At 59.7% G+C, this 26,234-nt stretch carries 26 protein-coding genes and 1 pseudogene; 5 read left to right on the top strand and 22 right to left on the bottom strand.

Annotated elements, in window-relative coordinates:
* Positions 1 to 99: 99 nt before the first annotated feature.
* From ACNFCI_RS03740 to yegQ, 10 genes and pseudogenes are all read right to left on the bottom strand, one after another.
* Positions 100 to 327: a hypothetical protein gene (locus ACNFCI_RS03740; RefSeq protein ID WP_416767441.1), complete on the bottom strand. Its 228-nt coding sequence runs from the start codon at positions 325 to 327 to the stop codon at positions 100 to 102.
* A 203-nt stretch (positions 328 to 530) separates the two neighbouring features.
* A complete protein-coding gene (locus ACNFCI_RS03735; protein ID WP_416767440.1) occupies positions 531 to 803 on the bottom strand; it encodes a hypothetical protein in 273 nt (90 codons plus the stop codon).
* A 178-nt stretch (positions 804 to 981) separates the two neighbouring features.
* A complete protein-coding gene (locus ACNFCI_RS03730; RefSeq protein ID WP_416767439.1) occupies positions 982 to 1,290 on the bottom strand; it encodes a hypothetical protein in 309 nt (102 codons plus the stop codon).
* 51 nt (positions 1,291 to 1,341) lie between these two features.
* Positions 1,342 to 3,531, bottom strand: coding sequence for a hypothetical protein (locus ACNFCI_RS03725; protein ID WP_416767437.1), 2,190 nt, complete (start codon positions 3,529 to 3,531; stop codon positions 1,342 to 1,344).
* 45 nt (positions 3,532 to 3,576) lie between these two features.
* Positions 3,577 to 4,089 carry a hypothetical protein gene (locus ACNFCI_RS03720; protein WP_416767436.1) on the bottom strand — a complete coding sequence of 171 codons (513 nt, stop codon included), beginning with the start codon at positions 4,087 to 4,089 and terminating at the stop codon, positions 3,577 to 3,579.
* A gap of 99 nt (positions 4,090 to 4,188) precedes the next feature.
* Positions 4,189 to 4,482, bottom strand: coding sequence for a hypothetical protein (locus ACNFCI_RS03715; protein WP_416767435.1), 294 nt, complete (start codon positions 4,480 to 4,482; stop codon positions 4,189 to 4,191).
* A 789-nt stretch (positions 4,483 to 5,271) separates the two neighbouring features.
* Positions 5,272 to 6,012 (bottom strand): annotated as a pseudogene (locus ACNFCI_RS03710) (alpha/beta fold hydrolase); the annotation flags it as partial.
* A 75-nt stretch (positions 6,013 to 6,087) separates the two neighbouring features.
* Complete coding sequence (locus ACNFCI_RS03705; RefSeq protein WP_084859194.1) at positions 6,088 to 6,525, bottom strand: YqaA family protein; 438 nt, start codon at positions 6,523 to 6,525, stop codon at positions 6,088 to 6,090.
* Positions 6,525 to 6,953 (bottom strand): DUF411 domain-containing protein, encoded by a 429-nt coding sequence (locus tag ACNFCI_RS03700; RefSeq protein ID WP_324813109.1) that lies wholly within the window; start codon positions 6,951 to 6,953, stop codon positions 6,525 to 6,527. Before ACNFCI_RS03700 ends, ACNFCI_RS03705 begins: the two co-directional genes overlap by 1 nt.
* A gap of 165 nt (positions 6,954 to 7,118) precedes the next feature.
* On the bottom strand, positions 7,119 to 8,453 hold the full coding sequence (gene yegQ, locus ACNFCI_RS03695; protein WP_416767433.1) for a tRNA 5-hydroxyuridine modification protein YegQ: 1,335 nt from the start codon (positions 8,451 to 8,453) through the stop codon (positions 7,119 to 7,121).
* A 123-nt stretch (positions 8,454 to 8,576) separates the two neighbouring features.
* Between yegQ and ACNFCI_RS03690 the strand changes: the two genes are divergently transcribed.
* Positions 8,577 to 9,641: an AI-2E family transporter gene (locus ACNFCI_RS03690; RefSeq protein ID WP_416767431.1), complete on the top strand. Its 1,065-nt coding sequence runs from the start codon at positions 8,577 to 8,579 to the stop codon at positions 9,639 to 9,641.
* 3 nt (positions 9,642 to 9,644) lie between these two features.
* On the opposite strand, the gene ACNFCI_RS03685 is transcribed toward ACNFCI_RS03690, so the two are convergent.
* Entirely contained in the window at positions 9,645 to 11,702 is a 2,058-nt protein-coding gene (locus tag ACNFCI_RS03685) for a TonB-dependent receptor family protein (protein ID WP_416767429.1), read from the bottom strand.
* A gap of 229 nt (positions 11,703 to 11,931) precedes the next feature.
* Between ACNFCI_RS03685 and ACNFCI_RS03680 the strand changes: the two genes are divergently transcribed.
* The 3 genes from ACNFCI_RS03680 to ACNFCI_RS03670 are packed head-to-tail and all read left to right on the top strand — an operon-like array spanning position 11,932 to position 12,963.
* Positions 11,932 to 12,180, top strand: a complete 249-nt coding sequence (locus ACNFCI_RS03680) for a helix-turn-helix domain-containing protein (RefSeq protein ID WP_084859185.1) — start codon at positions 11,932 to 11,934, stop codon at positions 12,178 to 12,180.
* A 14-nt stretch (positions 12,181 to 12,194) separates the two neighbouring features.
* Entirely contained in the window at positions 12,195 to 12,584 is a 390-nt protein-coding gene (locus tag ACNFCI_RS03675) for a head completion/stabilization protein (protein WP_324813097.1), read from the top strand.
* Positions 12,577 to 12,963: a hypothetical protein gene (locus ACNFCI_RS03670; RefSeq protein WP_172403076.1), complete on the top strand. Its 387-nt coding sequence runs from the start codon at positions 12,577 to 12,579 to the stop codon at positions 12,961 to 12,963. Before ACNFCI_RS03675 ends, ACNFCI_RS03670 begins: the two co-directional genes overlap by 8 nt.
* A 1-nt stretch (position 12,964) precedes the next feature.
* Here ACNFCI_RS03670 and ACNFCI_RS03665 read toward each other — a convergent pair whose 3' ends face one another.
* A complete protein-coding gene (locus ACNFCI_RS03665) occupies positions 12,965 to 13,366 on the bottom strand; it encodes a helix-turn-helix domain-containing protein (protein WP_084859181.1) in 402 nt (133 codons plus the stop codon).
* A gap of 492 nt (positions 13,367 to 13,858) precedes the next feature.
* Between ACNFCI_RS03665 and ACNFCI_RS03660 the strand changes: the two genes are divergently transcribed.
* Positions 13,859 to 14,149, top strand: coding sequence for an ogr/Delta-like zinc finger family protein (locus ACNFCI_RS03660; RefSeq protein ID WP_084859180.1), 291 nt, complete (start codon positions 13,859 to 13,861; stop codon positions 14,147 to 14,149).
* A 75-nt stretch (positions 14,150 to 14,224) separates the two neighbouring features.
* Here ACNFCI_RS03660 and nuoN read toward each other — a convergent pair whose 3' ends face one another.
* The 10 genes from nuoN to nuoE all read right to left on the bottom strand — a co-directional run bounded on the left by nuoN (position 14,225) and on the right by nuoE (position 26,233).
* Positions 14,225 to 15,694: an NADH-quinone oxidoreductase subunit NuoN gene (gene nuoN / locus ACNFCI_RS03655; protein ID WP_084859178.1), complete on the bottom strand. Its 1,470-nt coding sequence runs from the start codon at positions 15,692 to 15,694 to the stop codon at positions 14,225 to 14,227.
* A gap of 7 nt (positions 15,695 to 15,701) precedes the next feature.
* Entirely contained in the window at positions 15,702 to 17,234 is a 1,533-nt protein-coding gene (nuoM, locus tag ACNFCI_RS03650; protein WP_084859177.1) for an NADH-quinone oxidoreductase subunit M, read from the bottom strand.
* Positions 17,235 to 17,283: 49 nt separating this feature from the next.
* The gene (gene nuoL, locus ACNFCI_RS03645) at positions 17,284 to 19,137 is read right to left on the bottom strand and encodes an NADH-quinone oxidoreductase subunit L (protein WP_416767428.1); all 1,854 of its coding nucleotides are present in this window, start codon (positions 19,135 to 19,137) and stop codon (positions 17,284 to 17,286) included.
* On the bottom strand, positions 19,134 to 19,442 hold the full coding sequence (nuoK, locus tag ACNFCI_RS03640; protein ID WP_008096201.1) for an NADH-quinone oxidoreductase subunit NuoK: 309 nt from the start codon (positions 19,440 to 19,442) through the stop codon (positions 19,134 to 19,136). The genes nuoL and nuoK overlap by 4 nt, the downstream gene beginning before the upstream one ends.
* Before the next feature lie 3 nt (positions 19,443 to 19,445).
* A complete protein-coding gene (gene nuoJ / locus ACNFCI_RS03635) occupies positions 19,446 to 19,946 on the bottom strand; it encodes an NADH-quinone oxidoreductase subunit J (protein ID WP_224456246.1) in 501 nt (166 codons plus the stop codon).
* A 10-nt stretch (positions 19,947 to 19,956) separates the two neighbouring features.
* On the bottom strand, positions 19,957 to 20,505 hold the full coding sequence (gene nuoI, locus ACNFCI_RS03630; RefSeq protein WP_016488223.1) for an NADH-quinone oxidoreductase subunit NuoI: 549 nt from the start codon (positions 20,503 to 20,505) through the stop codon (positions 19,957 to 19,959).
* Between the two features lie 11 nt (positions 20,506 to 20,516).
* Positions 20,517 to 21,524: an NADH-quinone oxidoreductase subunit NuoH gene (gene nuoH / locus ACNFCI_RS03625; protein WP_084859172.1), complete on the bottom strand. Its 1,008-nt coding sequence runs from the start codon at positions 21,522 to 21,524 to the stop codon at positions 20,517 to 20,519.
* Complete coding sequence (gene nuoG / locus ACNFCI_RS03620; RefSeq protein ID WP_084859170.1) at positions 21,521 to 24,235, bottom strand: NADH-quinone oxidoreductase subunit NuoG; 2,715 nt, start codon at positions 24,233 to 24,235, stop codon at positions 21,521 to 21,523. The genes nuoH and nuoG overlap by 4 nt, the downstream gene beginning before the upstream one ends.
* 124 nt (positions 24,236 to 24,359) lie before the next feature.
* Positions 24,360 to 25,739: an NADH-quinone oxidoreductase subunit NuoF gene (nuoF, locus tag ACNFCI_RS03615; protein ID WP_416767427.1), complete on the bottom strand. Its 1,380-nt coding sequence runs from the start codon at positions 25,737 to 25,739 to the stop codon at positions 24,360 to 24,362.
* Positions 25,736 to 26,233: an NADH-quinone oxidoreductase subunit NuoE gene (nuoE, locus tag ACNFCI_RS03610; protein ID WP_084859167.1), complete on the bottom strand. Its 498-nt coding sequence runs from the start codon at positions 26,231 to 26,233 to the stop codon at positions 25,736 to 25,738. The genes nuoF and nuoE overlap by 4 nt, the downstream gene beginning before the upstream one ends.
* Position 26,234: the final 1 nt, after the last annotated feature.

The raw sequence follows: 26,234 nt of genomic DNA, 5'->3' as shown, positions 1-26,234 counted from the left end.
AAGATGTAGCATCGACGTTGCATCGATTTAATAAATATCTATCTCTGCAATCAATGGTAACATGGAAATGTTCACTGTCAATACTTTTGTGAATATTTATTATTGACGATACTTTTCCATTAGGATTTTGCAGGTGATATCTACGCCATTGTCTAATGCGTAAATGGATTGGGCGGCTGTAAGTGCTTTGTTCATTTCTACCTTTTCTTTAGCTATGAGCGCTTCGAGTGCTTCAAGATGGTAAACAATCTCAGAGCCTCTGAGGTGGTCGCCAAGGCCAAGGCTCTCTGCTTTCAATAGAATATCGTAGGGATCGAAAGGTTTCATAATTGGAAGTCCTTATACGTTGTACATTGTCTTAGCGTCACGTCTGAATTGGGATTCGCTGACATTATTATCGATGCACCGTACAAGGTGGCCAACAAGGTCAGGAGACATGTACGGGACGTGAGGGCCGAAATTGTGCTCTAGATAAATATATGCAGCCTCATACTGATCAGGTGCGAGCTTGATTTGGTTATATTGGATTTTCATTTATTCGCTTCTTCGATCTTGTCATAAATGGCTTGCAGTTCGGCTTGTTGCACATCTGCTGGCTTCTCCATATGAACCACTTGAAGAACTGAGAGGTTCATATTGGCAGCGTTGATGTAAGCATCAGGAGCACGCTTGTAGCCTTGAGCAACAAGGGCGTCGTATTCTTTGAACATATCCGTGATGTAGTTTGTATAAATGATGTGGTAACGGCCTTGCTTCTGGTATTGGGCAAAGGCAGCGTCCTTCAATTGTTGGGTATCTGTCATTTCGGCTCCTTGTCAATTGGGGGTAGCATGGAGATTACAAACAAAGGCTTAATGCCTTTCTCTGGAGCAACGTAGTAGCTGAATTCGCATCGTGTATAGCCTTGGGCTACAAACTCATCGTACTCTTCTAGCAATGCTAGGAATGAATCAGTAGCGATTGTGTGATATTGGGTATCTGTCATTGTCGTGTTCCTTTTGAGAGGTATGGGTTGTAGCGTGGATCACAGAAACCATCTGTGAAGCCATCTGTGGAATGTTTGAGGCATTGTAGAGTTGCGAGGCGTACTGTAGCGCTCGATATCTCAGACATTAGTGAAAGCATTTGAAGCTGGGCTTGCTTGGCACGATTGTCAGAATACTTCCTCACAATTTCTAGCTCTAGGGCGGTTTGCTTTTCTAGGTCGTACTGAGCTTTTGATGTAGAGATTGTGAATATCAGGATGAGCGACAGCAGCACCACCTTTATAAAGTTGATGAAGGTGTTCATTTATTACATGGATGATGGATGGAAAGAAAGGGAGCCTTTGCAGCTCCCTGTTTAACGTTCTGCTTGCAAGGCCCTTGCACCACCGATGACATTACGGAGAGTGTCTTGGGCAAGGCCTTGCATTTGACCTTGCATTTGACGTTGCATCTCAGTGTTGATGTAATTCATCATTTCCTGACGGTCTTTTTCAGTTGCACTGCCATTGATCGTCACATTTACATTTGCACCTTCTACGGTAATTGGTGCGTTTACAGTGTTTGTGACGCTGGCTTGTGCAGCTTGAGCAGAAGTGGCCATGCTATCCTGCATTTGTTTCAGACCTTCCAGACTTTGCAGCTTAGTGGCAAGCGTTGTGAAAGATGGCATGCCCTTAATCTGGCTTGTATCCAGATTCATTTCTGGAATGGCACCAAGAACAGGATTGTCGTCCTTTGGCTTAGGCTTGTTAACACCGAGCATCCAGCGCCAGAATCTGTCTACGGGATCACTGTCAGAATCTCGAACAGGGGCTGGAGGCTGGGACGGGGCGAGAGCACCAAAGTTGATACCGCCTTCACTCCCTGCATCTGCTAGTTCTTGACTCGACTGTTCGGAGGATTTCTTCGATCCGTCTGGATTTAGCCCAATGACAAATCTAATCAAACCTGTCTGGGCCTGTGTGAGGGCTGTGTCGAAATCACGTAGTTTCTGCTTTGCAGGTTGCAGGGCTTCGTCTAGTTCTCTATGAGCTTGGATATTCTCCCGCATTACAGAGTTCAGTTCTTGCGTATTGTTGATGCCAACCGCATTCATAAACTGCTGGTTATCTTGCAGCTGCTTGGCAAACCCTACGCTGTTTTTCTTCTGTTCAAAGATGGCCTGACTCTCATCCACCATTGTCTGTAGACCCTGGGTGATCCAATCAAGCTTAACGCCACCGCCTTTCTTCATTCGTTTGTTGAATGCAGCGGCAGCCTTAGCAGGGTCTTCGATTCCTTCTTCTGCACCAAATGCACGAATAACGAAAGGAGCAAGAGTTGGCATATTCTCTGAGATAACATTCCAGTCGCTCTTGTCACCAAGGCCGTCTGTGCTCACTTGGTTAAGCTGTCTGTTAACTTCCCTACTTCTGTCTTTGGTTAGGCCAGCTACAGCAAATGCTTGTTGGCGTAGCTTGAACTCTTTGATGATTTGGTCAGTGGTTTTCGCGAAAGCCTGTTGCATTGCAACGAACGTTCTAAAGTCCTCGGCAGTTTCATTAGAGATTTCTGCACCAGATTCGTTCGAGAGTTTCAGGAACGTATCTCGCCAGAATTTCCTAGTTTCATCTGTTTTGCCAAGACCAACGAAGGCAGCATCAAATCGTTCAGCATCGATTACATTTGATTTGCGAGCTTCAATTCTTGCACTAAGAGCCTGAATAGCCACTGTTAGGCCTGCCAGACCCGCACCGATACCACCAAGAGCCATCATTCCAGAAGGCATACCACCGAACATACCAGTATTTGGAATAGGGGCGTTCTGCCTTGCTTGCCATGCGGCGTGACGTTGTTGGAAGGCTTGGAATCTCTGGTCACGTTGAAACTGAGCCGTAGCCTTGCTTGCTGCTGTCTGTTGAGCAGCGGCCATCTTGGCTTGTTGCTGTTGTGCACGATAATGGGCTTGTTGCTGCGCGTGGTTCATCTGTTGTTGAATGCGTTGCAACTTCGACATAGAAGCAAGGTGCTGATCGTTCGCTTTCTGGACTGCTGCTCTTGTCTTCTGCACGATGGCTTCTAGTTTGGCCTGTCGTGTCAAGGAAGCTGTCAGAGCGTTCTGTGTGGCGAGTTGTGCCTTAGAAACACCTTGGGATTTGGCTTGCATAGCAGCGGCTTTAGCAGCAACGACAGCAGACTCTTTCTTAGATTGAAGGTGGGCATTGTCTAAGGTTGCTTGGGCCTTAGTGCCAGCATATTTAAGCTTCTGCTGTGTAAGCTCTTGGGTGAATGTTTGACGCTGTTGGTTGCTAAGGGCAGCTTCTGCTTGAGATTGGCGTTTCAGACTTTTATCAAGCTTGGCCTTGGCCTTATCGATGGCTGATGTATCCACTTTCAACTTCAAGCCTTTGGCCAAGTCTTTAGAAAGCTTCTGGTAATTCTGGGAGAGGGCATTGAGCTTTTTGTTGGCAGACTGCATCATTTGGTTGAAGCGGGTCATGCCACGGCTGTCTACGTCAAATCTCAATACGCCAACGAGTTGTGCGATTGTCTCCTTCATTGACATTGTTTGTTTTCCTTATGGAAAGAGAGAGGCTTGGAAGCCTCTCTGTTAACGGGTATGTGCGGCGTGACTAATTACATGTTGCACACGATGTTGCACACGACTATCGAACTGTCTTTCCAGTTCTGCACGTAGGCTGGCTTTACGCTCTTCTTCAAGACGGTTGAACTCAGCTTCGATGAACGCCGCTTTGTCTTTCAGGCGTTGGGCTTCTTTGTTGTGGATTTCAATTTCTTTCAAATAAGCCTTTTCTGCACGTGCGGCAATCTGCAAAATATCCTGTTCGAACACATGCTCGGGCTTCTTTGCACTGAAACTGAATAGCTTGTCGTTACAAGCTGGGGTCAGATGTTCAAGCTCCCAACCTTGAGCTTTCAAATCGGCGTAATGTTCAAGAGCTTCATGGATTGTACGATGTTGAAAGATTGTGCTTCCAGTTGGATCAAGGCTCCCTTCGTATGCAGCTGGAGCTGTTCTGGCAATCTCAATTGCACGTCGGATGTAATCATGTTGTTCTGCTTTCAACACTTTACGGAATTGCTCTGGGGCGTATTTGGTCATTTTAAATCTCTCCATTGAATTTTGTTTTGATTGTTGCTGCTGCCTGACACAGGCAAGCAAGAGAAGTGGCACTGCTACACATCCATAGAATTGTGAGCATTACACACTACCAGCTAGGAAATGGTTTGCTGTTTCATCGCCGAATAGTTGTCTGATCTTTTCAGAAAGCCGGAAACGATAAGTGGCCATACTGGCAAGCTCAATTTCAGATTTTCTTTCAGCAGATTTTCTTTCAGCAGATTTTCTTTCAGCAGATTTTCTTTCAGCAGATTTTCTTTCAGCAGAGGCACCTACAGCTGGTTGCACGATTGTGGGATTCTCAGGACTGTGGCTCTCAGTGCTGGGCTGGCCAATGTTAATTACGATTTGGCCGATGTTTACGGTGATTGTCATTTCTATTTTTCTCCTGATCGATGAGTTGGGGAGTGTATTGGAAGGGTAGGGGATTACTCTTTTAGAGCTTTCTCTTTTAGAGCTTTTTCTTTAAGAATCTGTGCTTCTCTTTTGTCTCTACGCCACAACACCATATAGCAGGCGTGAGAACAGGTGCGGCGTCTACTTCTGTTAATTCTAATAACGGGCTTGCCGCAGCATGCACATTTGCAAAAAAGGGAATCGGACATAATGTCTCCTATGTGTGAATATTCGTGAACATTTTGAAATTGAGTAAAAAGAAGGCCAGCATTCGCTAGCCTGAAATAACAGAACGGAGCAGATGGGAACATTCTGTAAAAGGAGGGGGCCAGTTTTGTAGGCAGTTACTGGCGGAACTGTCATCAGCCCTTGATAAAGGCCCCTACTGCCATTGAAGGAAAGTGATGATAAGAAAGGGTGACAGCATTCGTCGCCAGTGTGCTGTCAGCACTGATGGAGGTCATTCTGAAAACCTTGCGACTAGATGAGTTACAACTTAGAACGGAGGACTTGGCTATAACTCAGGAAGGGGGGCCAGCTTTTGGCATCCTGCTGGAAGGATCGAACGTAGCGTGTAAAGGAGTCACGCCCTGCCGTGTAGGGTAAACAGATGAACGTCGGCTAAGAATCAACAATCTGTTTCTCTTCCCTACAGCATATTGTACCACAGCCTTATAAATTGTCAATAAAAATCTTAACGATTCTATTGTTTCGTGAGGATTTTTGTGATATGGGGTGGTTCGTTTGTGATCCCTGAATTGCATAATTCTGGGTGAAGATCATGTCGTAGATCAGTGCCGAGTTCCACGCCACCGCCTCATGCCCCGGCCCTTGGTTCAGGCCGACCAGCATCTGTACCCAGCGTTCGTATTCCGGCTTCCAGCGCCCGGCGTAATAGGTGTTGCGCTCATAGTTGCGCACCCCGTCGGCATCGAGCTTGAGTTCGCGCTGGTACCACTGGTCCACGCTGCGATAGGGCACGCCCAGGGCCTTCCAGTCCTCCAGGCCGATCGGGTTGACCATGGCCAGGCGCTCGACCTGCGTGGGGTACATCAAGGCATAACGGGTGGCGAGCATGCCGCCGGTGGAGTGACCCAGGATGATCGCCTGCTTGATCCCCAGGTGCTCGAGCAAGGCATGGGTGTTTTGCGCCAGTTGCTGGAAGCTGTATTGATAGTGCGCCGGCTTGCTGGAGGTGCAAAAGCCGATCTGGTCCGGGGCGATGACGCGGTAGCCAGCCTGGCTCAACGCGTCCAGGGTGGTCTCCCAGGTAGCAGCACAGAAGTTCTTGCCGTGCATCAACACCACGCTGCGGCCATTGGCCTTGCCTTTTGCGGGCACGTCCATGTAGCCCATTTGCAGCGCTTGGCCTTGGGACTGGAAGTCGTAGTGCTTGAGGGGATGCGGGTAGTCGAAACCTTCGAGTTGCTTGCCATAGGTCGGCGCCGGGGCGGCGAAGGCGGGGCTGCCGAGGAGGCAGGCCAGAGCCAGGGAGGTTGCGCGCAGCATGGGGGCACTCCGTGTAGGGCCATGTAGGAATAGGCGACTTTAGCAGTCAGTTGACGGCCGGATCGGCAAAAGATGTCACCGCCCGTGTAGCCAACCCAGGGTGATCATGGCCAACACCAGGTAGCGTCCACCCTTGGCCAGGGTGACCAGCAGCACGAAACGCCAGAAGGGTTCGCGCATGATGCCGGCAATCAGGGTGAGGGGGTCGCCGATCACAGGCATCCAGCTCAACAGCAGCGACCATTGCCCCCAGCGCCGGTAGCGTTGCTGCGCACGTTCGAGTTGAGAGGCGTTGAATGGGAACCAGCGTCGCTCGCGCAGGTGCTCGATCGCACGGCCCAGGAGCCAATTGACGATCGAACCCAACACGTTGCCCAGGGTGGCGACCAGCAGTAAGGTCGCCCAGGCGGCCGGCTCCCGCAACAACAGCCCCACCAGTACAGCTTCCGATTGCAACGGCAGCAGCGTGGCGGCGCCGAAGGCGCTGAGAAACAGCGCCCCGAGGCTGAGCATTAATAGTCGGCCAGTACTGCGTCCTTGCCCTCGCGGGTCAGGCCGATGACCTGATAGTGGTCCTTGTGGTCGCCCATTTCCATACCGGGCGAGCCCATGGGCATGCCCGGGACCGCGATGCCCTTGAGGTCATTGCGCTTGGCCAGCAGGCGAACCTGCTCGGCCGGCACATGACCTTCGACGAACTTGCCATCGATCACGCCGGTGTGGCACGAGGCCAGGCGCGGCGCCACGCCCAGGCGCTGCTTGACTTCGCTCATGTTCGGCTCGACATGGTCATTGACGGTGAAGCCGTTGTCGCGCAGGTGGCTGATCCACGCCTTGCAGCAGCCGCAATTGGGGTCGCGGTAGACATCGATGGTCTCGGCGGCCTGGGCCAGGCTGGAAATCGCCAGCAGGCCGAGGGGGAGCAGGTGTTTGCGCAGCATGGTGAAACTCCTCTTCAAACGCAGGCGTGCAGGCAGCCTGGCAGGTGTGGCCCGCAGCATAGCGCAAGCCGGCACCAGGTGCAGCGCGAGCGGTGGTCGCTTGCGCTTGGTGCCATGCTCGCCTGTACCGGCTGTCATTGAGCTGAAGGCAGGATTACAGCGTTGTCAGGTGGCACTTTGCCCCGGGTCCAGGTCACGCATCAGCAAGCCATGCTCGAGCGGTACCTGCTCCGGGATCGGCAAATAGACCACATGGCCATCACCGGGAGCCACCTGGATCGCCTGTTGCTGGCGATCGCTCAGGCGATCCAGATCGAAGTGGTAGTTGCCGCGAGGTGTCATCAGCTCCAGGTGATCGCCCATGGCAAAACGGTTCTTGACCTTGACCTCGGCCAACCCGGCCACCCGAGCGCCGGTCAGTTCGCCGACGAATTGCTGGCGCTCGGATACGGAATTGCCACGCTGGTAGTTCTGATACTCGTCGTGCACATGGCGTCGCAGGAAGCCTTCGGTGTAGCCGCGTTGGGCCAGGGACTCCAAGTTGTCCATCAGTGCCAGGTCGAACGGGCGCCCGGCCACGGCATCGTCGATGGCTTGGCGGTACGATTGCACGGCGCGTGCGCAGTAGAAGTGCGACTTGGTCCGGCCCTCGATCTTCAACGAGTGCACGCCCATGCGGGCCAGCCGTTCCACATGCTGGATCGCGCGCAGGTCCTTGGCATTCATGATGTAGGTGCCATGTTCGTCCTCGAAGGCGGGCATTTCTTCGCCTGGGCGGTTGCCTTCCTGGAGCAGGAATACCTGGGCGGTGGGTGCCCCCAGGCCCAGGGTCGGTTCGACTTCGTGGACGATCTCGCCTGTGGCGTTCTCGGTGGCCGCTGTTGCCTGGTATTTCCAGCGGCAGGCATTGGTACAGGTGCCCTGGTTGGCATCGCGACGATTGAGGTAGCCCGACAACAGGCAACGCCCGGAATAGGCCATGCACAAGGCGCCGTGAACGAACACTTCCAGCTCCATGCCGGGCACCTGCCGGCGGATCTCCTCGATCTCCTCCAGCGACAGCTCGCGCGACAGAATCACCCGGGCCACGCCTTGGTGCTGCCAGAACTGGACGCTGGCCCAGTTCACGGTGTTGGCCTGCACCGAAAGGTGAATGGGCATGTCCGGGAAATGCCGGCGCACCAGCATGATCAGGCCAGGGTCGGACATGATCAGCGCATCCGGCGCCATTTCGATCACCGGTGCCAGGTCTTTGAGAAAGGTTTTGAGCTTGGCATTGTGCGGGGCGATGTTGACGACCACGTAGAAACGCTTGCCCAGGGCATGGGCCTCCTGGATGCCCAGCGCTAGATTGGCATGGTCGAATTCGTTGTTGCGCACCCGCAGGCTGTAGCGCGGCTGGCCGGCATAGACCGCATCGGCACCATAGGCGAAGGCGTAGCGCATGGTCTTGAGGGTGCCGGCAGGGGCCAGCAATTCGGGCTTGGCAAGAGGGGTCATGGGCGCACCAGGGGCAAAAGGCGCGGATGCTACGGCCTGTTCGACGCGGCGATATTGACGTAGATCAACGGCACTTTTGGGCGCGGTGTGGGCACTAAATGATTGAGCCCACGAGGAATACCCATGAACGAGACCGCATTGCAGAACAAGGCCTTGGCCGTGCTCCTGGCGCTGGTGACCATCGCCTTCGTGTGGATCCTGCTGCCGTTCTACGGCGCGGTGTTCTGGGCGGTGATCCTCGCTATCCTGTTTGCCCCGCTGCAACGTGACCTGGTGCTGCGCCTGGGGCGCCGACGCAACCTGGCGGCGGCGGTCACCCTGTTGGTGTGCCTACTGATCGCCGTGCTGCCGGTGATCATCATCAGCGCCCTGCTGGTGCAAGAGGGCGCGACGATCTACCAGCGCATCGAGAAAGGCGAGCTGGACATCGCCGGCCACATCGAAGGGGGCAAGACGCTATTGCCCTCCTTCGCCCAAAGCGGCCTGGAACGCATGGGCATGGGCGATTTGGAGGGGCTGCGCGAGAAGATCACCAAATGGGCGATGCAAGGCAGCCAGTTCCTGGCCAGCCAGGCGTTCAGCTTTGGCCAGGGAACCTTCGACTTCCTGGTGAGCTTTGGCGTGATGCTCTATCTGTTGTTCTTCTTCCTGCGCGAGGGGGCGGAGCTGGCGCGCAAGGTGCGTATGGCCGTGCCATTGCCCGAACAGCAAAAGCGCCGCTTGCAGCTCAAGTTCAGCCGAGTGGTGCGGGCTACGGTCAAGGGCAACCTGCTCGTGGCGGTGACCCAGGGCGCCTTGGGCGGGCTGATCTTTTGGGTACTGGGCATTCCCAGCGCGCTGGTCTGGGGCGTGCTGATGGCTTTTCTTTCATTGCTGCCGGCGGTCGGCTCCGCCATGGTCTGGGGGCCGGTGGCCGCTTACTTCCTTGCCACCGGCGCAATCGTGCCGGGTGTGGTGCTGATCGCCTTCGGCGTGCTGGTGATCGGCCTGGTGGACAACGTGCTGCGCCCTATCCTGGTGGGCAAGGATACTCGCATGCCCGATTACCTGATCCTGATTTCAACCATTGGCGGCCTGGCGGTATTTGGTCTGAACGGTTTCGTCATCGGGCCGCTGATCGCCGCGCTGTTCATGTCCAGCTGGGCGATCTTAACCGGCAGTCGGATGCAGGTGCAACTGCCGTCGTAACGGTCAGCGCAAGCTGTAGGACACACCCGCATACACGGCGAACCCTTCGCCGGGTGTGGAACGCGGCTTGTCCTGGCCTTGATCGTCATACCCAGGGGTGACTGTGGCGGCATAGCGTTTGTTGGTCAGGTTGCGCAGGTCCAGCCAGGTCTGCCAATCCTGCGTGGGCGAATTCCAGCCCAGCCGTGCACCGAGCAGGGCGTAGGCGTCGGCATGGTTGCTGTTGGCATAGTCGACCTGAACCTTGGACGCCATTTGGGTGTTGAGCCCGGCATAGAACCCGCTGGGCCAGTCGTAGCGCACCTCGGCCTGGTAGTAGTGCATGGGAATGCCCGGCAGGCGGTTGTCGCCGAACCTATCGTCGTCACGGTAGTGGAAGTCGCTGAACGTGTAGGCCTGGCGCAGAGAGAGCCTGCCGATACCGGCCTGCTCCCACAGGGTGCTGTCCAGGCCGGCCTCGATGCCTTGGTGGACGGTGGGGCTGGCGTTGAATTCCTTGGCTGGAGCACCTTGCACGATTTCCACGGCCAATAGTTCGTGACGTACGCGTGCGTAGTACCAGGCCAGGTCCCAATCGCCCAAGGCCGAATCGCCGCGCGCGCCCAGCTCCAGTGTGGTGGCGGTCTGGTTTTGCATTTCGATCGGCTGGGTGGCTACGGTCGAGCTCCAGATGAGCGACCACGGGTGTGGCGGTTCGACCGATCGGCTCAAGTTGCCATAGACCTGCAATTGCGGGTCGATGTCGTAACGCAGGCCCAGGCGCGGTGCATAGTCCCAGTCGTGTTGGCTGACCTTGCCGCCGTTGGCGGGGTAGGTGACGTCACTTTCGCGGCGGGTGTAGATCATTGCCAGGCCGGTGGTCAGCCAGAGGTCTGGCATCAGCTCCAGATCATTGCCAAGGTGAAATACGGTGTCCGACCCCTGGTAGCTGAAATCACGGCTACGGGGGCCGAAGGTGTCGCCATCGCGTACGAACTGAGAGGCCCCGCTATTGGGCAGGTGCTTGGTCGTGCGCCAACCGACGGTGGTCTTGCTCTGATGGCCAAGCAGGGTATCGCGGCGCACATAGTTAAGTGTCCCGCTGACATCGGTATAGGCGACTTTCAGACGCATCGGGCCTTCGCGCAGATCCATCGGATAGTCGTGGTAGACCAACCCTGCCTCAAGGTGTGAATCATCGTCCAGATAGAACGTGGTCTTGTTGGCCAACCACGTGCTGCCTGGCTGTGGACGGCTGTCGTCACGCGTCAAGTACTCCGGGTTGGCTGCCCGTGGGTCATGCTTGATCTGCTGTTTGGTCAAGCGCCCGGCCAACTCGTTCTCGGTCTCCCGGTAGCGCAGGTAGAAGCGCGTTTCCAGATTGGCGTTGAAGCGATAGCCGATATTGGCGGCAATGCCCTTGGCACTGCCGCTGCTGTGCGCCTGGTAACCGTCGTATTCGGTATCGGTCAGGGCGAGGTAATAGTCCAGGTCACCCAGCACCTGGCCAGAGCTGATGTGCCGATGGGCGTAGCCGCGGCTGCCGACTTCATAACGCAGCTGCAAGGGCGCGGCGTCATAGCCGGTATGGGTCACATAGTTGATCGCGCCGCCCAGGGCCAAGGCGCCCTGGTCGAACCCGTTGGCGCCGCGCAGCACTTCGGCACGGCTCAGCCACAGTGGCTCGAACAGCTCATAGGGCGTGCCCCCGGGGCCGGTCAGCGGCAGGCCGTCGAACATCGTATAGACCCCGGAGCCGTGGGCTCCAGGGGCGCGGTTGATCCCCGAGCCACGGATCGACAGCTTGATGCCATCGTTGCCAGCCGATTGGGCGAAGACCCCTGGTTGATAGGCGAGCACGTCCTGGTTGGTGGCAACGCGCCCTTGATCCACCTGTTGCATGTCGACCAGGTTGGTTGCGCCGGGCGTTTCCCGCAGACGCTGCGCGGCCTGTTCCAGTTCGCCTTGCTGTTCCTGGATCAATACCTCGTCCAGCTCCACGGGAGCCGCCGCCAGATCAGGGCTGCAGGCGCAGATAGCCAGCACGCCGACAGCGCAAGTGACAGGTGAAACGGGACGCATCGTGGAACTCCAGGCAATTTTCAGGCGGAAACCTTCCTCAGACGCGCGAAAAATCCACCAGAGCACGTCGAATAATCCAGAAGTGCACGAGGTCAATGACCAGCGCTTTTGTCAGGCGCGTTTTTACAACGCCAAGTGCTGGAGTGAGCTGCTCTCTCATTCGTAAGGTGCATGCAATGCAACTGCGAAGCCCCTTTCGGGCGAGTTATGAATGTACGGAGAGCGTCCAATGAATCTGCAAAGGCAACTGAAGTCCGGCTCTGTCGACGAGCAGTCCATCTACCTCACGCCAAGGGAAAAGGAAGTTCTGCTTTGGTGCGCTTGTGGCAAGTCCTCTTGGGAAATTGGCCAGATTGTGGGTTGTAAAGAGTCGACCGTTAACTTTCATTTCGGCAATATCCTACGCAAGTTTGCTGTAACTAACCGGGTCGCGGCGGTGACCAAAGCCTTGTGGTATGGCCTGCTGGAAGACCAGTGAGAAGGAGGCCGCCGATGAACAGCAACGCTTCAGCAACTACCGAGGACGATTCCCAACGCCAGGGTTCGCGCTACCTGGCTTGCCACGATCTGTTCTGGCCACGTATCGAACTGGATGTATTGCGTAACCGCCTGCACCTTCCACCAGAAATCAGCGATACACAACTGGAAGTCGCTGCAAGGGCATCCGTTGAACTGGCAGCGCAGGAATTCGCCCAATGGCGGCGGTGCCTGCGTGAGCGTGGCTACAGGCGGCTCATCGATGTCGCCCGGCACGACCAGGGCAGGGCGCTTTCGACCTGTTACCTGCGGCTGGTGGAAGCGGGTACCCGCAGCGCCTTGGCTCGCCATGTCACCGAGGTTGCTCTGAGCGCGCCATTACGCAACGAGGTGTCCCATGAATGACATGTCAGAGACAGCCCTGCCGATCCTGGAGCACCTCCAAGAGGTTGGCGGGCTGGCCAGCCTGGACCTCAATGCCATGTTCGGCGCAATGCTGGGGGCCTGGCTGGTCAGCAGCTCACGACGTCGACTAAGGCATTGGGGCATTCTGAGCAACGATGATCGGTTGAAGGTCTGGCAACGCATGGTCGCCCTGGCATTGGCAGGTGGCGTTGGCTACCTCTTCACGCCATTCGTCCTATCATTGGTGCCCTCCCTGTCCAGCGGTGTCGCCGCATTTGTCGCAGCCCTGGTTGTCATTCCCATCAGCATCAAGGTCATGCACTGGGTGGACCACGCGGACCTGCAGGACATCATCTGGCGCTGGCGCAAGGGAGGCTAGTTCAATGACTGTCGGGACGGCTTGCAAGCTCTTCAAGGCGACGTTCCAACTGATAGATCCGCAGCTTGTCCTGCACGGTCGCGCGAATGGTTTGCAGGTCCAGGTCGGACAGCTCTTTCAATTGCACGAGCAGGTCCGCCTCCCAGCCTGACATCGAGGTCTCCGCCTGTGGGGCTGCGGGTGTTCGAGCCTGGTTGCCATCGCCCAACAATAACCAGTCCAGTGACAAATCATGTTGTTCGGCCAATGCGACGCACAGTGAATACGGGATGCTCCCACGCACTTTCCAACTGCTCAGGGTTTGCGGGCTGATCCCCAACGTTCTGGCAAGCTCGATGTCGGTTGTGCAACCAGCAATCAACTTCAGTCGATTCAATATCGCAGCAATGCAGGTTTTACTCATTGTGAATACCATGGAAGAGTAGTGATAAGATCTGTAGGCAAAGGTATGCAATATGAATATATTGGTGATATCTCACTCAGTGTGGATGGTACGCAATATGGCGGCGATGAAAAGGACTACATATCCTTGGGTATGCACCTACGATGATTCCCGCGTAAGATTATGGAGTGATCTGGCACGATAAGCTAAGAGGGCAGGGCTGCCCGGCTCTATTGTTGCGATGCGGAAGTATTACTCAGTATGAGTATCGTGTGATGGCTGTTGTTTCACTGCGGTCAACTTTCATCCCAGTAATTGGCAGGATTCCACTCAGCATAAAATGGTAAGTAATATGAATTTGTTGAAAACACTTATAGGTGCATTGGCATATGCTTGCTGCAACTGTAGAATTTCCTTACATGGGCTGCGTGACGCACCAAGTATGAGTGTGCAGGACCGCCTCAAGGTGCTCAGCGGTTCGAAGATATCCCTGAAGGACGATGGGAGGCTCCTATGAGTAGCTACAAACTGGTATGCCCACATTGCAACGGCAAGATGCGGATCCGAACCAGTGAAGGACGTCACGTTTTTCTCCGGATCGCTTACCTGCAGTGCGTCAACGAAGCCTGTGGTTGGTCGGTCCGCGCCCAGTTCGAGATGACCCATGAGTTGTCTCCCAGCGGCATGCCGAACCCGGATGTCCACCTTCCAAGTGCGGGCGGTGAGTTGCGCCGGGCAGCCAATAACCCGGAGCGGCCCCGAAAGACCAACCGCAGCGTTACGACTGCTTCTGGTGTGGCGTGATCGCCAGCGCACCGTAATAAGAACTCCAAAACAAAACACCCCGCATGAGCGGGGTGTTTTGTTTTGGGTGGGTGATCAGCCGATCAGTTGCAGGCCGGCTTGTTGCACCATTTCCAGCAGAGGCTGCGGGTACACACCCAGGACGAAGGCAAGAATCGCGATGGCCAGCAGCATGACGCCGCCGGTGCGCTGTTCCCACTTCAGCGGGGCGTCGTGGCGACGCAGGTTCGGTTCGACCAGGTACAGGGTGACCATGACGCGCAGGTAGTAATAGACGCCGATGGCGCTACCGATCACCAGGGCGCCGACCAACCACCACAGGTGCGACTCGACGCCGGTGGCGATGATGTAGAACTTGCCGATGAAGCCTGCGGTCAGCGGGATACCGGCCAGCGACAACATCATCACGGTCAGCACCGCGGTCAGATACGGACGGCGCCAGAACAGGCCGCGGTACTCGTACAGGGCGTCGGCGTCTCGGCCGGCATATGGCGAAGACATAAGCGTGATCACGCCGAAGGCGCCCAGGCTGGTGATCACGTAGGTGACCAGGTAGACACCGATGGCCTCGGTCGCCAGGCCCTTGCTTGCGACCAGGGCGATGACCAGGTAGCCGAAGTGGGCGATGGACGAGTAACCGAGCAGACGCTTGAGGTTGCTCTGGGTCAGCGCCAGCAGGTTGCCGATGATGATCGAGGCCACGGCGATCACGGCCAGCACGGTGCTCAGCACACCGCTGCTGGCGGCAGGGGAGAGCATGAACAGGCGCACGACCACGGCGAATACCGCGACCTTGCTGGCGGTGGCCAGGAAGGCGGCGACCGGCGCCGGAGCACCTTCGTACACGTCCGGGGTCCACAGGTGGAAGGGTACCAGCGACAGCTTGAACGCCAGGCCGACCAGCATCATGCCCAGGCCCAGCTGGGCCAGCAGGCTTGGCATGCTGGTGCTGGCCAGGGCCTTGCCGATCTGGTCGAAGGTCAGGCTGCCGGCGTCGGCGTACAGCAGCGCCATGCCGAACAGCAGGAAGGCCGAGCCTGCGGCCGAGAGCACCATGTACTTGATGCCGGCTTCCAGCGAACGCTTGTTGAAGAAGGCGTACGCCACCAGGCCGTAGACCGGCACCGACAGCAGCTCCAGGCCGATGAACAGGCCAGCCAGGTGGTTGGCGCTGACCAGCACCAGGCCGCCCAGGGCAGACATCAGCAGCAGCAGGTACAGCTCTTCACGGTTACCCGGGTAGCCCTTGGCACCTTCGCCCAGGTAGGCGTGGGCAAGGGTGACGCAGGCGAGCGTGGCCACCAGGATCAGGGCCATGTACAGGCAGGCGAACTTGTCGATGGTCACCAGCGAGGTGACCGCCAGCGGCGCGACCTTCAGCGCCGGGAGGATCGACAGCAGGGCCAGGTTCAGGCCCACGGTGGACAGCAGGAAGGTCTGCGAGTGATTGCGCTTCCAGGCGATCGCCAGCATCACCACCACCGTGGTCACGGTGGTGATGAGCATCGGCGCCAATGCGATGAAGTGTTGAGTGGTGAATTCCATAGCGCTCTTACCGGGCCGAAGCGAGTTGAGTGAAAGCGGAACCGAGCCACTGCTGTACACCACTCATGGTGGCAGCAGAGGTGTCCAGGAACGGCTGCGGGTACACGCCCAGCAGGATCAGCAGGCCCGCCAGGCCCAGGACCATGATCAGCTCGCGACCGTCCATGCCGGCCAGGACGGTATCGGCCTTGGCCGGGCCGAAGTAGGCGCGGTGGATCATGATCAGCGAGTAGACCGAACCGAAGACCAGGCCAGTGGTGGCGATCACGGTGATCCACGGCACGCTGGCGAAGCTGCCGATCAGGATCAGGAACTCGCCCACGAAGTTGCCGGTACCCGGCAGGCCCAGCGATGCAGCAGCGAAGAACAGGCTGATCGCCGGCAGGTAAGCGATGCGGTGCCACAGGCCGCCCATCTGGCGCATGTCACGGGTGTGCAGGCGCTCGTACAGCTGGCCGGCCAGGATGAACAGCGCGGCGGCCGACAGGCCGTGGGCCAGCATCTGGATCACGGCGCCCTGCAGGGCCTGCTGGCTGCCGGAGTAGATGCCGATCAGTACGAAGCCCATATGCGAAACGCTGGAGAATGCGACCAGGCGCTTGATGTCGGTTTGCGCAAAGGCCAGGAAGGCACCATAGAAGATGCCGATCAGGCCCAGGGTCATGGCGATCGGTGCGAACTCGGCCGAGGCGTTCGGGAACAGCGGCAAGGCGAAGCGCAGCAGGCCATAGGCCGCAGTCTTCAGCAAGATACCCGCCAGGTCCACGGAGCCTGCGGTCGGTGCCTGGGCGTGAGCGTCAGGCAGCCAGGAGTGGAACGGCACCACCGGCAGTTTCACCGCGAAGGCGATGAAGAAGCCCAGCATCAGCAGGTACTCGACACCGGCGGGCAGCTCGGCCTTGAGCAGGTCGCTGTAGTTGAAGGTGATGACGCCGGTGGCGTTGTAGTTCACCAGCACCAGGCCAAGGATCGCCACCAACATGATCAGGCCGCTGGCCTGGGTGAAGATGAAGAACTTGGTCGCGGCGTAGATCCGGGTCTTCTTGCCATCTGCGGAGCTGTGACCCCAGAGCGCGATGAGGAAGTACATCGGCACCAGCATCATTTCCCAGAAGAAGAAGAACAGGAACAGGTCCAAGGCCAGGAACACACCGACCACGCCACCGAGAATCCACATCAGGTTGAGGTGGAAGAAGCCGACGTGGCGCTGGATCTCTTTCCAGGAACACAGGACCGACAGCACACCCAGCAGGCCGGTGAGCAGGATCATCAGCAGCGACAGGCCGTCGAGGGCCAGGTGGATGCTGATGCCGAAGCGCTTGATCCACTCGACCTTGTATTCGAGGGTCCAGGCAGGTTCGGCGCCAGGGGCCGGGGCCAGGGTGTAGTCACCGTTACCCCACAGCCACAGGCCGATGCCGAGCAGCAGGGACATGGTCAGCAGCGCGATCCAGCGGGGCAGGGTGGTGCCGAAGCGCTCACCCAGCCAGCACAGGAGGCCGCCGATGAAGGGAATCAGGATCAGCCAAGGCAGAATCATGACGGGTTCGTTTCCTTTCGCAGAGTCGCAAGGTTCGCAAGGTTCATAGTCATACCGCCGCCACTACCACGGCGCCCAGTACCAGCACGGCACCCACGGCGATGGAGGCTGTGTACCAGCGCAGCTGGCCGGTCTCGGTCTTGCTCATGGCGACGTGACCGCCGCGAGCCATCCGAGGAATCAGGCCGATGCTGCGGTCAACCGGGTCCTTGCGCAGGATGTGGCTGATCAGCAGGTAAGGTTTGACGAACAGCTTGTCGTAGATCCAGTCGAAGCCCCAGGCAGCGAACCACCAGGCCGACAGGACGCGGCCGATGCCGCTGTTTGCGATGGCCGTGACCAGGGTACGCTTGCCCAGGAACAGCACCGCAGCCAACAGGATACCGGCGATGGCGATGGCACCGGAGACGATTTCCAGCGAGTGCTGGGCTTCGCCACCGGCATGACCGACGCTCTGCGGCAGCACACCTGCCAGCGGTGGGTGGATCCAGGCGCCCACGAAGGTCGACAGCACGATCAGCACGCCCAGCGGCAGCCAGTGGGAAATCCCGTGGCCGGCATGGGCCTCGGTCTTCGCTTCGCCGTGGAAGGCGATGAAGATCAGGCGGAAGGTGTACAGCGAGGTCATGAACGCACCGACCAGGCCAGCGTACAGCAGGCCGGTGTGGCCGCTGGCGAAGGCTTCCCAGAGGATCTCGTCCTTGGAATAGAAGCCGGCGGTCAGGATCGGCAGGGCGGCCAGGGCGGCGCCACCGACCACGAAGCTGGCGTAGGCCAGCGGCAGCTTCTTCCACAGCCCGCCCATCTTGAAGATGTTCTGCTCGTGGTGGCAGGCGACGATCACCGCACCGGAGGCAAGGAACAGCAGGGCCTTGAAGAAGGCGTGGGTCATCAGGTGGAAGATCGCGCCTTCCCAGGCACCGACGCCCAGGGCCAGGAACATGTAGCCGATCTGGCTCATGGTCGAGTAGGCGAGGATACGCTTGATGTCGGTCTGCACCAGCGCGGCGAAACCGGCCAGGACCAGGGTCACACCACCGACGATGCCCACCAGGTGCAGGATGTCCGGCGCCAGCAGGAACAGGCCATGGGTACGGGCGATCAGGTAGACGCCCGCGGTCACCATGGTGGCGGCGTGGATCAGCGCGGAGACCGGAGTCGGGCCGGCCATTGCGTCGGCCAGCCAGGTCTGCAGCGGCAGCTGGGCCGATTTACCGACCGCACCACCGAGCAGCATCAGGGTGGCCAGGACCATCCAGGTGTCGCCAGCCTGGAATTTCTGCGGTGCCAGCACCAGCAGTTCCTGCACGTTCAGCGTACCGAGCTGGGCGAACAGGATGAACAGGCCGATGGCCATGAACACGTCGCCGATACGGGTGACGATGAAGGCCTTCAGTGCCGCGTTACCGTTGTTGCGGTTGCTGTAGTAGAAACCGATCAACAGGTACGAGCACAGGCCCACGCCTTCCCAGCCGAAGTAGATGAACAGCAGGTTGTCGCCCAGCACCAGGAACAGCATGCTGGCGATGAACAGGTTGGTGTACGAGAAGAAGCGCGAGTAACCGGCTTCGCCGCGCATGTACCAGGAAGCGAACAGGTGGATCAGGAAGCCCACACCGGTGACCACGCCGAGCATGGTGACCGACAGGCCGTCCAGGTAGAGGGTGAAGTTCGGCGCGAAGCCGTCCACCGACATCCACTGCCACAGCAGCTGGCTGTACGCGCCACCTTCAGGCGGCGCGACGTTGAATTGCCAGATCACGTAGGCGGCCACGGCGGCCGAGAGGCCGACAGAGCCGACGCCGATCAGCGCGGACAGGTTCTCCGAGAACCGCCCGCGGGAGAACGACAGCAGCAGGAAGCCGATCAGGGGGAAGACGAAAGTCAGGAAGAGAAGGTTCATCCGCGCATCTCACTGGCAGCATCGATGTCGAGAGTGTGGAAGCGGCGATACAGCTGCAGCAGGATCGCCAGGCCAATGCTGGCCTCGGCGGCTGCCAGGCTGATCACCAGAATGAACATCACCTGGCCGTCGGGTTGGACCCAACGGGCACCGGCGACGATGAATGCCAGGGCAGAGGCGTTCATCATGACTTCCAGGCTCATGAGTACGAAGAGGATGTTGCGGCGGACCATCAGGCCGACCAGACCGAGGCAGAACAGAATACCGGCGACTGCCAGACCGTGCTCGAGAGGGATAGCACCCATGATTTACTCCTTCGCCTCGTTGCGGCCCAGGTGGAAGGCCGTGACGGCTGCGGCGAGCAGCAGCATCGAGGCCAGTTCGACCACCAGCAGGTACGGGCCGAACAGGCTGATGCCCACGGCCTTGGCATCCACGGTGGTACCGCTGATGGCTGCGCCGCTTGGCTCGGCGAACAGCACGTAGAGCAGCTCGAGCAGCAGCAGGGCGGCCAGGACCACAGGCCCCGCCCAGATGCCTGGCTTGAGCCAGCCACGTTCCTGGGCGACCGAGGCCGGCCCGAGGTTGAGCATCATCACCACGAAGACGAACAGCACCATGATGGCGCCGGCATAGGCGATCACTTCCAGGGCGCCGGCGAACGGCGCACCCAGGGAGAAGAAGATCATCGCCACGGAGATCAGGGAAATGATCAGGTAGAGCAGGGCGTGCACAGGGTTGGTGCCGGTCACCACCCGGAGGGTGGAGACCACGGCGATCCCGGATGCGAAGTAGAAAGCGAATTCCATCTTTCTGTCCTTATGGGAGCAAGCTCTTCACGTTGATCGGCTCGGCCTCGTTCTGCGCAGCGCCTTTCGGCTTGCCAGCGATCGCCATACCCGCAACACGGTAGAAGTTGTAGTCAGGGTTCTTGCCGGGGCCGGAGATCAGGAGGTCTTCCTTCTCGTACACCAGGTCCTGACGCTTGAACTCGGCCATTTCGAAATCCGGAGTCAGCTGGATCGCGGTGGTCGGGCACGCTTCCTCGCACAGGCCGCAGAAGATGCAGCGCGAGAAGTTGATGCGGAAGAACTCCGGGTACCAGCGGCCGTCCTCGGTCTCGGCCTTCTGCAGCGAGATGCAGCCAACCGGGCAGGCCACCGCGCAGAGGTTGCATGCCACGCAGCGCTCCTCGCCGTCGGGGTCTCGGGTCAGGACGATGCGGCCGCGATAGCGCGGCGGCAGGTACACGGGTTCTTCGGGGTATTGCAGGGTGTCGCGCTTGCGGAACCCGTGGGAGAACACCATGGCCAGGCTGCGCAGCTGGGTGCCGGTGCCCTTAACGATGTCGCCGATATACTTGAACATGGGTCAAATCCTCACTGGGCCGCGACGGCTGGCGTGTTGTAGAGCACGATCGCAGCGGTCACCAGCAAATTGATCAGGGTCAGCGGCAGGCAGAACTTCCAGCTGAAGTCCATCACCTGGTCATAGCGTGGGCGCGGGATCGAGGCGCGCAGCAGGATGAACAGCATGATGAAGAACGCGGTCTTGAGGGCGAACCACAGGAACGGAACCTGTGGCAGCAGGCCGAACGGGCCGTGCCAGCCGCCGAAGAACAGGGTCACCAGCAGCGCCGAGATCAGGATGATGCCGATGTACTCACCGACGAAGAACATGCCCCATTTCATGCCGGCATATTCGATGTGGTAGCCGTCGGCCAGTTCCTGTTCCGCTTCCGGCTGGTCGAACGGGTGACGGTGGGTCACGGCGACGCCAGCGATGAAGAAGGTGCAGAAGCCGAAGAACTGCGGAATGATGAACCACAGGTTCTGCGCCTGGTAGTCGACGATGTCGCGCATGTTGAACGAGCCGGCCTGAACCACCACGCCCATCAGCGCAAGGCCCAGGAACACTTCGTACGACACGGTCTGGGCCGAGGCACGCAGGCTGCCGAGCAGGGCGTACTTGTTGTTCGACGACCAGCCGGCGAACAGCACGGCGTACACCGACAGACCCGCCATGGCGAAGAAGAACAACAGGCCGATGTTCAGGTCCGCCACGCCCCACAGCGGGGTGATCGGGATGATCACGAAGGCGATCAGCAGGGCGCTCATGGCCACCACCGGTGCCAGGGTGAAGATCATGCGGTCGACGAAGGGCGGGTTCCAGTCTTCCTTGAAGAACATCTTCAGCATGTCGGCAGCGATCTGGAACATGCCGAACGGGCCGACACGGTTCGGACCGTAGCGGTCCTGCCACCAGCCCAGCAGGCGGCGCTCGACGAAGCTGAGCAGCGCGCCGCAGACCACCACCGCCAGCAGGACCACGATGGCCCGGACGACGGTGAGGATCACATCGATCACTTCGGGGGTGAACCAGCTCATTGTGCTGCCTCCTGCAGGCCTTCGACGGATGCGCCGAAGATGGCTGGCGGAATACCGGCCAGGCCTTTCGGCAGGGCGACCAGGCCTGCGCCCAGCTGTTCATTGATGCGCAGCGGCAGGCGCAGCGACACGCCGGCCACGTTCAGGCTCAGCAGGGCACCATCGTTGACGCCCAGGCGGTCGGCCTCGGACTTGGCCAGGGCCACGTAGGCGGCCGGGATACGCTCTTGTACCGGGGCTGCGCGGGAGGAGGATTCCTCGCTGCCGAACAGGTGGTAGAACGGCACGGCAGTCCAGGTGCCGCGGGCCGGGTTGAAGGCGCCCGGGATGGCAGTGAACCAGTTCAGGCGATCGCCCTGCGACTCGATCAGGCGTACACCCGGGTCGCCGGCGCGCAGGTGGCCACCGACCTCGTCCTGGAACTTGTTCCAGGCCTGGGGCGAGTTCCAGCCAGGGGACCAGGCGAACGGTACCTGCTGGCGCGGTTCTGCGCTGCCCGAGTAGCCTTCCATGGAGAAGGCGAAGGCGGTGTCCTTGTCCTGCGGAGTGCGCGGCTCGTGCACGCTGATGTTGGCGCGCATGGCGGTGCGGCCGGAGTAGCGCAGGGGTTCACGCGCCAGCTTCAGGCCCTTGATGCGGAACGCAGCGCTTGGCGCGGCATTGACGATGCCGGCCAGCTGCGGCGCGACCTCGGCGCAGGCACTGGTGACCTGGTCGAGCTGGGTCCAGTCGACCGGCTTGTTCAGCAGGGTGGCACGCAGGGCGTGCATCCAACGCCAGCCTTCGTGGACCAGGATGCTGCTGTCCAGGTACTGCGGGTCGAACACCTGGAAGAAGCGCTGGGCACGGCCTTCCTGGCTGACCAGGGTGCCGTCGCCTTCGGCGAAGGTGGCGGCCGGCAGCACCAGGTGGGCGCGGTCGACGGTCGGGGTTTTGGAGTGGTCGGCGACGATCACTACTTTGGCCGCAGCCAGGGCTGCGTCGACCTTGGCGGCCGGTACGCGGGCGTACAGGTCGTTCTCCAGCACCACGATGGCGTCGGCCTTGCCGCTGATGACGGCGTCCAGCGCGGCGTCGACGGACTCACCGCCCATCATGGCCATGCCGAGGCTGTTTGCCTCAGGCACGACCAGGCTCAGCGAGCCGTTCTTCTCGCGCAGCTTCAGGGCCTTGGCGATGTTGGCGGCTGCTTCGATCAGTGCAGGGTCGGCCAGGGAAGTACCGGCGACCACCAATGGGCGGTTGGCGGCGACCAGGGCGTCGGCGATGCGCTGGGCCAGGGCCTTGGCTTCGTCGTCCAGGCCGGCAACGGCAGGCGCGCTCGGGTCGATGGCGTGGGCCACGGCGAAGCCCAGGCGGGCGAGGTCGGCTGGGGCGGCGTGCACGCACTCCTCGGCGACGTCGTCCAGCTTGGTTTCAGCCAGGCTGGCGATGAACAGCGGATACAGCGCGTGCTGGCCGATGTTCTTCACCGCGGCGTCGAGCCAGGGCTGTACGCGCATGGCGTCGGCCATGGCCTCGGCCTTGCCCTTGGTGGCCTGGCGCACGGCCAGGGCGACGCGGGCGGCGGTCTGGGTCAGGTCTTCACCGAGTACGAACACCGCGTCGTGGTCTTCGATGTCGCGCAGGGTCGGGACCGGCAGCGGGCTGTTGTTCAGCACGTCCAGTACCAGGCGTACGCGGGCCAGCTCGCCGGCTTCCATACCCGAGTAGAAGTAGTCGGCGCCAACCAGCTCGCGCAGGCCGTAGTTGCTCTCGAGGCTCGCGCGCGGCGAGCCGATGCCGACGATGGTACGGCCGCGCAGCAGGTCGGCGGCCTTGTCCAGGGCAGCGTCCAGGCCCAGCTTGGTGCCATCGGCCAGATGTGGCTGGCGCGGGCGGTCGGTGCGGTTGACGTAGCCATAGCCGAAGCGGCCGCGGTCGCACAGGAAATACTGGTTGACCGAACCGTTGAAGCGGTTCTCGACGCGGCGCAGTTCGCCGTAGCGCTCACCGGGGCTGATGTTGCAACCGCTGGAGCAGCCATGGCAGATACTCGGGGCGAACTGCATGTCCCACTTGCGGTTGTAGCGCTCGGAGTGAGTCTTGTCGGTGAACACACCGGTCGGGCAGACCTCGGTCAGGTTGCCGGAGAATTCGCTCTCCAGCACGCCATCCTCGACGCGACCGAAGTACACGTTGTCGTGGGCACCATAGACACCCAGGTCGGTGCCGCCGGCGTAGTCCTTGTAGTAGCGTACGCAGCGGTAGCAGGCGATGCAGCGGTTCATCTCGTGGGCGATGAACGGGCCGAGGTCCTGGTTCTGGTGGGTACGCTTGGTGAAACGGTAGCGGCGCTCGTTGTGGCCGGTCATTACCGTCATGTCCTGCAAGTGGCAGTGGCCGCCTTCCTCGCACACCGGGCAGTCGTGCGGGTGGTTGGTCATCAGCCATTCGACGACGCTGGCGCGGAACGCCTTGGACTCTTCATCGTCGATGGAGATCCAGGTGCCGTCGGAGGCAGGGGTCATGCAGGACATGACGATACGACCACGGGTGTCGTTCTCGTCGGTGTATTGCTTGACCGCACATTGCCGGCAGGCGCCGACGCTACCGAGCGCCGGATGCCAGCAGAAATAGGGGATGTCGAGGCCGAGCGACAGACAGGCCTGTAACAGGTTGTCTGCACCGTTGACTTCGAGCGCTTTGCCGTCTACGTGGATAGTGGCCATGGTTCAAAGTTCTTCGTTGGCCCGCGTGAGCGGGCGTGGCTAATGGAAATCGGTGTGCCTGCGGCTCGCGTCTGGGCGAGCCTGCTGGCGGGCGGATGGCATGGGCCATCCGCGTTTCATCTTGTTATGCGCCGACCACGACCGGCCCGGCCGGGATAGGCTTTGCCAGGTTCGGGCGCAGGGCGTCGCCAGCCGCGGCTGGGGCGACACCGGCCTCGAATTCCGAGCGGAAGTACTTGATGGCGCTGCCCAGTGGCTCCACGGCGCCCGGTGCGTGGGCACAGAAGGTGCGGCCTGGGCCGAGGAAGTTGACCAGACCCAGCAGGGTCTCGATGTCTTCGGCGCGGCCCTGGCCTTTCTCCAGGGCGCGCAGCATCTTCACGCTCCAGGGCAGGCCGTCGCGGCACGGGGTGCACCAGCCGCAGGACTCACGGGCGAAGAACTCTTCCATGTTGCGCAGCAGCGAGACCATGTTGATGCTGTCGTCGACCGCCATGGCCAGGCCTGTACCCATACGGGTGCCGACCTTGGCGATGCCACCGGCGTACATCTGCGCATCCAGGTGCTCAGGCAGCAGGAAGCCGGTACCGGCGCCGCCAGGCTGCCAGCACTTGAGCTTGTAGCCGTCGCGCATGCCGCCGGCATAGTCCTCGAACAGCTCGCGGGCGGTGACGCCGAACGGCAGTTCCCACAGGCCCGGGTTCTTCACCTTGCCGGAGAAGCCCATCAGCTTGGTGCCGTGGTCCTCGCTGCCTTCGCGGGCGAGCGACTTGTACCAGTCGTTGCCGTTGGCGACGATGGCCGGGACGTTGCACAGGGTTTCGACGTTGTTCACACAGGTCGGCTTGCCCCACACGCCGACGGCGGCAGGGAAGGGCGGCTTGGAGCGCGGGTTGGCGCGGCGGCCTTCCAGGGAATTGATCAGTGCGGTTTCTTCACCGCAGATGTAGCGCCCGGCACCGGTGTGCACGAACAGCTCGAAGTCAAAGCCGCTGCCGAGGATGTTCTTGCCCAGAAGGCCTGCGGCCTTGGCTTCCGCGATGGCGCGGTTGAGGTGCTTCGCCGCGGTGGTGTATTCGCCACGCAGGAAGATGTAGCCGCGGTAGGCTTTCAGGGCGCGGGCGCTGATCAGCATGCCCTCGACCAGCAGATGGGGCTGTTGCTCCATCAGCATGCGGTCCTTCCAGGTGTTGGGCTCCATCTCGTCCGCGTTGCACAGCAGGTAGCGGATGTTCAGGGACTCGTCCTTGGGCATCAGGCCCCACTTCACGCCAGTGGGGAAGCCTGCGCCGCCACGGCCTTTTAGGCCGGAGTCCTTGACGCTCTGCACGATGTCGTCCGCGGACATCTGCGCCAGCGCCTTGCGGGCGGCGGCATAGCCGTTCTTGGCCTGGTATTCCTCGAGCCAGATCGGCTCGCCGTCGTCACGCAGGCGCCAGGTCAGCGGGTGGGTTTCAGCCGAACGCGCGATGCGGTTGGCCGGGCCGAAGGAAGTGATGGTCATACGTAGCCCTCCAGCAATTTGGCAACGCCGGCTGGCTGCACGTCGCCAAAGGTGTCGTCGTCGATCATCAGGGCCGGAGCCTTGTCGCAGTTGCCCAGGCAGCACACCGGCAGCAGGGTGAAACGCCCGTCGGCCGTGGTCTGACCCAGGCCGATGCCCAGCTCGCTCTGGATCTGACTGACCACCGACTCGTGGCCGCCGATATAGCAGACCATGCTGTCACAGACACGGATGATGTGGCGGCCGACCGGCTGGCGGAAGATCTGGCTGTAGAAGGTGGCCACGCCTTCGACATCGCTGGCCGGGATGCCGAGCACTTCGCCGATGGCATAGATGGCGCCGTCCGGCACCCAGCCACGCTCCTTCTGGACGATCTTCAAGGCCTCGATGGACGCCGCGCGCGGGTCCTCGTAGTGGTGCATCTCGTGCTCGATGGCCGAGCGCTCGGTTTCGCTCAGGACGAAACGGTCGGTTTGGATAAGCGTGCTGTTCATG

The organism is Pseudomonas sp. NY15356 (assembly GCF_048068175.1).
Lineage (GTDB): Bacteria > Pseudomonadota > Gammaproteobacteria > Pseudomonadales > Pseudomonadaceae > Aquipseudomonas > Aquipseudomonas putida_K.
This window is presented reverse-complemented; position numbering and strand designations above follow the sequence as displayed.